Genomic DNA, 4,509 nt, shown 5'->3' on the forward strand with positions numbered 1-4,509 from the left:
GGCCCGCGCGGGCCGGGGGATCGCGATGCCCTCCGCGAAGGTGGCCGCCATCGGGGTCTCGCCGACCAGGTCGTCGGCGCCGGCCCGCCAGGCCGCGGCGAGCGGGGCGACCGCGGCGGACTGCACCGCGTACAGCGCGGGCGCCTCGTCGATGAGCCCGGCCGCGAGCAGCTCCCGCACCGCGAGGGCCGCGCCGAGCAGCAGCGTGCCGTTGCCGACGGGCACGACGAGCACCTCGGGCAGCCGGCCGCCGAGGTCCTCCCAGAGCTCGTGGACGTAGGTCTTGGTGCCGTGCAGGAAGTAGGGGTTGTGGACGTGCGAGGCGTAGAAGGTGCCCGGCGCGTCGGCGGCGGCGCGGGCCGCGCGCGCCGCGTCCTCGCGGTCCCCTTCGACGACTTCGAGCCGCGCCCCGTGCGCGCCGATCTGCTCCAGCTTCTTCGGCGAGGTGGCGGCGGGGACGTACACGGTGCAGGGCAGCCCGGCCCGCGCGCAGTACGCGGCGACGGCCGTGCCCGCGTTGCCGCTGCTGTCGGCGACGACCCGGTCGGGCCCGAGCCGCTGGGCGAGCGCGGCGAGGAGCACCGCGCCGCGGTCCTTGAAGGAGAGCGTCGGCATCAGGAAGTCGAGCTTGGCGGAGATGCCCCCGGCCAGTTCCACGACCGGTGTGCGCCCCTCGCCGAGGGAGATGCCGGGCGCGGCCAGCGGCAGGCACTCGGCGTACCGCCACAGCGAGTTGACCCGCCCGGCAAGGGCGGTGAGCGGCGCGGGGACGGGGGAGAAGTCCAGGTCGAGGGGCCCGCGGCAGACGGGGCAGCACCAGGTGAGCGACCCGGCGGGGACGCGGGTGCCGTCGGCGGGGCAGAGGTGGTCGGGCAGGGGGCTCGCGGCTGCGGTGGGGTCGGTCATGCGCGCAGGCTAATCGGCGGGCCCTCCGGTGCCTCCGAGGCGGTCGTTGAAGGTGTGACCTGTGTGGTTCGAGGTGTCTGCGACGGTTGGTGATGATCCGTCATGGCACCGGCATGGCAGTCGTGTTACGTCCGGTCCTGACCCTTGTGGGATTCCTATGGATCGGCCAATCTTTCGTCCCGACGGAGGCAAGGAACCGCATGTCCTATTGACATGCTCCTGTCGCATGCCTCCGTCCGTGTGGGCACCACGGCACCAATCCCCCACCAGCGCACCACCTATTGAGGAGGACCCCTCAGATGGCAGTGATGCGTCATACCCGCCGAAGACTGGCCGGGATCAGCGCGACAGCGGTCGCGGCCCTCGCCCTCGGCGTCGTCTCCGCCCTCCCCGCGAACGCGCAGCCGGAGCAGGCGGAAGGCAGGATCGAGAACGCCGGCGCCCCCGGCACGATCAAGAACAGCTACATCGTGAGCCTCGACAAGGGCGCCCCGAAGGCCCGCTCCGCCGAGGGCCGGGCCCTCGCCAAGGAGTACGGCGCGAAGATCGAGCGGACCTACGACAAGGCGCTCAACGGCTACGCGGTCGAGCTCACCGAGGCCGAGGCCAAGAGGTTCGCCGCCGACCCGGCGGTCGACGCCGTCGTCCAGAACCGGACCTTCACTGCCACCGCGACCCAGAACAACCCGCCGTCCTGGGGCCTGGACCGCATCGACCAGAAGAACCTGCCGCTGGACCAGAAGTACACCTACCCGGACTCCGCGGGCGAGGGCGTCACCGCGTACGTCATCGACACCGGCGTGCGCATCACCCACAGCGACTTCGGCGGCCGTGCCTCCTACGGCTACGACGCCATCGACAACGACAACACCGCGCAGGACGGCCACGGCCACGGCACGCACGTCGCGGGCACCGTCGCCGGCACCCTGCACGGCGTCGCCAAGAAGGCCAAGATCGTCGGCGTCCGCGTCCTGAACAACCAGGGCTCGGGCACCACCGCGCAGGTCGTCGCCGGCATCGACTGGGTGACCAAGAACGCGGTCAAGCCCGCCGTCGCCAACATGTCCCTCGGCGGCGGCGCCGACAGCGCCCTCGACACGGCCGTCCGCAACTCCATCGCGTCCGGCGTCACCTACGCGGTCGCGGCGGGCAACGAGTCGACCGACGCCTCGACCAAGTCGCCCGCGCGCGTGGCGGAGGCCATCACCGTCGGTGCCACGACCAACACCGACGCCAGGGCGAGCTACTCGAACTACGGCAGCATCCTCGACATCTTCGCGCCGGGTTCCTCGATCACCTCGACGTGGAACACCAACGACACGGCGACCAACACCATCTCCGGTACGTCGATGGCCTCCCCGCACGTCGCGGGCGCGGCGGCGATCTACCTCGGCCAGAACCCGTCGTCGACCCCGGCGCAGGTCTCCGCGGCCCTGGTCAGCGCCTCCTCGACCGGCGTCGTCGGCAGCCCCGGCACCGGCTCGCCCAACCGTCTCCTGAACGTCACCGGCGGCACGACCAACCCGCCGGGCAAGTCGTTCAGCAACACCGACGACTTCGCGATCAACGACAACGCCACGGCCGAGTCGCCGATCAACGTCTCGGGCGTCGAGGGCACCGCCCCCGCGTCGCTCGCCGTGCCGGTCGTCATCCAGCACACGTACATCGGCGACCTCCGGGTCCAGCTGATCGCACCCGACGGCACCGCCTACACGCTGAAGGACTACGGCACCGGCGGCAGCTCGGACAACATCAACACCACGTACACCGTGAACGCCTCCTCGGAGACGGCCAACGGCACGTGGAAGCTGCGCGTCAGCGACAACGCGGCGCAGGACACCGGGAAGATCGACTCCTGGGGTCTCCAGTTCTAGGCCACAGGCCCCGAACGGCTCCGGGCCGTAGGCCCTGAGCGGAGCCACCCCTGTTCGTACGAGTCCTCGTCCTCGCGGAACGGCTCCGGGTCCGTGACCCAGCCCGACGCGAGGACGAGGCGCGAGGCGCGGTGCACGGCGAGGAAGCCGAAGGGGCGGTCGAAGCGGGCGTCCACCTCGGTGGTGAGGTACCGCTCCTCGGGCACGCCCGCGCCGTAGCCCATGACCGCCGTCACGACGGCGGCCCGGAAGCCGAGCGCGCCGAACGTCGCCGTCGCCGCCTGGTCCGCGCCCTGGAGCGCCAGCTCCTCGGCGGCGATCCCCGGGAAGTGGCCGTGCGAGCGGTCCAGCGCCGTGGTCATGCCGAACAGCCCGTGCCGCTCGATCAGGTCGTGCCGCGCCTCCAGCGCGAACGGCACGGTGGTCACGTGCAGCGTCGGCGGGCGAGGGCTCACGGACCGCACCCTGCTGACGCGGAGCCCGGGACCCACCTCCCCGTACGGCAGCCGAGGACCCGGCACCACATCGAGCCGCCGCGCGAGGACGTCCACGCCCGTGCCGAGCACCTGCCCCGGGCCCATGTGGTCCTCGCCGAGCAGCAGATGGACGTCGATCCCGGTGTCGCCGAGCACCTTCAGCCCGGTCACGGCCCCGGCGGGGGAGTGCGCGACGCCGACCCGGTCCAGGAGGGACGTCGAGCGGTACAGGGTCGCCAGGGTGCGTCCCCGCCACGGGCCCGTGCGGGCCTCCGCCGCGCCCTCGCTGAAGGGCCGGTACCAGTCGGTCCGCAGCGCGAGCGCGCTCGCCAGGACGAACTCGGTCGACTCGTCCGGACGGGCCGGCATCCGCTCGATCCGCCCGCCCGTGCGCTCGGCCGCCCACGCGTCCAGCGTCGCCGCGTCCGCCGCCGGATCCCCGGTCAGCACCCCGAGCGCCCCCACCGGCACGCCCGCGCGCCACGCGTCCCGCAGGGTCAGCGTGCGCCTGGTCCACAGGCCGAGCGCCGCGTCCACGCCCCGCATGGCGTCCAGCGACGCGAGCAACTCCCGTGCGGCGCGCGCCGCCTCGTCGGCGGGCAGTCCCACCGCGGCCGCCAGTTCGGCGCGGGCCGCGCCGTCCGCGCCGTCCGCGAGGAAGGCGAGGAGGGGCCAGACGCCGGCCGCCGAGAAGACGGTGCCGCGCTCGGCGGGCAGCGTGGCCGCCCACCGCGAGGTCAGCGCGTTGGAGGCCTCGACTGCTGTCCGAGATAAGGGGATTTGCCGTTGCATTACCTTTTCGCTCCCGCCCCGATTACGATGCGCCAAGTTCTCCGCATCACCCGACCCAGGAGCACGCTACCCGTGGACATACCGCCGCCGCCCGGTCCGTACGCGCCCCCGCCGGGCGGCCCGCAGGATCCGCCGGGCGGCCCGCAGGATCCGCAGGGCCACGCGGGTCCGCACGGAGCGCCCGGTCCGTACGGGCAGCCCGGCGCGCCGTGGCCGCCGCCCGGCCAGGTCCCCTACCAGCGCTGGCCCGGCCCGTACTCGCCGTACTCCCGGCCGCCGGTGAACGGCTTCGCCATCGCCTCCCTGGTCCTCGGCATCCTCTGCTTCCTGCCCGCGGTCGGCCTGGTCCTCGGCCTGGTCGCGCTCGCGCAGATCAAGAAGAAGGGCGAGCGCGGCAAGGGGCTGGCCATCGCGGGCAGCGTCCTCTCCGTGGTCGGCGTCGTGCTGCTGGTCCTCGCGGT

Annotated in this window: 4 protein-coding genes; 2 read left to right on the plus strand and 2 right to left on the minus strand. The window is 73.2% G+C overall.

Features of this window, described 5'->3' with window-relative positions:
- On the minus strand, nt 1–906 hold a 906-nt coding region (locus AOK22_RS34495), incomplete at its 3' end, for a pyridoxal-phosphate dependent enzyme (protein ID WP_055702659.1).
- A 299-nt stretch (nt 907–1,205) separates the two neighbouring features.
- Here AOK22_RS34495 and AOK22_RS34500 point away from each other — a divergent pair.
- Nucleotides 1,206–2,780 carry a S8 family peptidase gene (locus tag AOK22_RS34500; protein ID WP_055702660.1) on the plus strand — a complete coding sequence of 525 codons (1,575 nt, stop codon included), beginning with the start codon at nt 1,206–1,208 and terminating at the stop codon, nt 2,778–2,780.
- Here AOK22_RS34500 and AOK22_RS34505 read toward each other — a convergent pair.
- Nucleotides 2,777–4,048: a serpin family protein gene (locus AOK22_RS34505; protein WP_079037011.1), complete on the minus strand. Its 1,272-nt coding sequence runs from the start codon at nt 4,046–4,048 to the stop codon at nt 2,777–2,779. The two genes, AOK22_RS34500 and AOK22_RS34505, sit on opposite strands and share 4 nt — an antisense overlap.
- 72 nt (nt 4,049–4,120) lie before the next feature.
- Here AOK22_RS34505 and AOK22_RS34510 point away from each other — a divergent pair.
- A partial coding sequence (locus tag AOK22_RS34510; protein WP_244165223.1) for a DUF4190 domain-containing protein occupies nt 4,121–4,509 on the plus strand: 389 nt, incomplete at its 3' end.

Source organism: Streptomyces silaceus, assembly GCF_001419745.1.
GTDB classification, from domain to species: Bacteria; Actinomycetota; Actinomycetes; order Streptomycetales; family Streptomycetaceae; genus Streptomyces; species Streptomyces silaceus.

Coding starts and splice junctions, on each gene's coding strand:
- AOK22_RS34500 (WP_055702660.1), top strand. CDS start 1,206: ATGGCAGTGATGCGTCATACCCGCCGAAGACTGGCCGGGATCAGCGCG.
- AOK22_RS34505 (WP_079037011.1), bottom strand. CDS start 4,048: ATGCAACGGCAAATCCCCTTATCTCGGACAGCAGTCGAGGCCTCCAAC.